We start from the raw sequence: 1,093 nt of genomic DNA, 5'->3' as shown, positions 1-1,093 counted from the left end.
GCCTGAACCCGAACTTCGGCGGCGAGGTGATGGTGGTGAGCCTGGGCTGCGAGAAGCTGCAGCCCGAGCGGCTGCTGCCGCCGGGCACGATCGCGATCCGCGACGAGCGCGGCGGAGACTCGACGACAGCCGAGGCGCTCGACGTGGTCTGCCTGCAGGCGGAGGCGCACGTGGGCTTCATGTCGATGATCGACTCGATCATGGCGACGGCGCGCACGCACCTGGAGCGGTTGAACCGCCGCCGCCGCGAGACCTGCCCGGCCAGCGACCTGGTGGTGGGCGTGCAGTGCGGCGGCAGCGATGCGTTCAGCGGCGTCACCGCGAACCCGGCGGTCGGCTTCGCGACCGACCTGCTGGTGCGTGCCGGTGCCAGCGTGATGTTCTCGGAGACCACCGAGGTGCGCGACGGCATCGCACAGCTCACCGCGCGCGCCGCGACGCCCGAGATCGCCGAGGCGATGGTGCGCGAGATGGCCTGGTACGACGCCTACCTGCAGAAGGGCCGCGTCGATCGCAGTGCGAACACGACGCCGGGCAACAAGAAGGGCGGGCTGTCGAACATCGTCGAGAAGGCGATGGGCTCGATCGTCAAGAGCGGCAGTGCGCCGATCACCGGCGTGCTGTCACCGGGCGAGAAGCTCGCGACCAAGGGCCTCACCTACGCGGCCACGCCGGCCAGCGATTTCATCTGCGGCACGCTGCAGCTGGCGGCCGGCATGAACCTGCACATCTTCACGACCGGCCGCGGCACGCCGTACGGCCTGGCCGAGTGCMCGGTGATCAAGGTGGCGACGCGCAGCGACCTGGCGCGGCGCTGGCATGACCTGATGGATGTGAACGCCGGACGCATTGCCGACGGCGACGCGACGATCGAAGACGTGGGCTGGGAACTGTTCCACCTGATGCTCGAGGTGGCGAGCGGCCGCACGAAGACCTGGGCGGAGCGCTGGAAGCTTCACAACGCGCTGGTGCTGTTCAACCCGGCGCCGGTGACCTGATCGACGCGGCGCTTGCGCAGCAGCTGCTTCAGCCTCGACAGCAGCGCGGCGCCGGCCACGGCGCACAGCAGCCCGATGCCGGCGAAGATGACGGC

1 protein-coding gene is annotated in these 1,093 nt (G+C 70.1%); it reads left to right on the top strand.

Features of this window, described 5'->3' with window-relative positions; all coding sequences use genetic code 11:
• Positions 1-998: UxaA family hydrolase (locus AC1D15_RS33710; RefSeq protein WP_477829487.1), on the top strand; the 998-nt coding region annotated here is incomplete at its 5' end.
• Positions 999-1,093 lie beyond the last annotated feature (95 nt).

Source organism: Rhizobacter sp. P2_H2, assembly GCF_056403375.1.
Note: the sequence above shows the minus strand (reverse complement) of the source record. Positions and strands in the feature narration are given on the sequence as shown.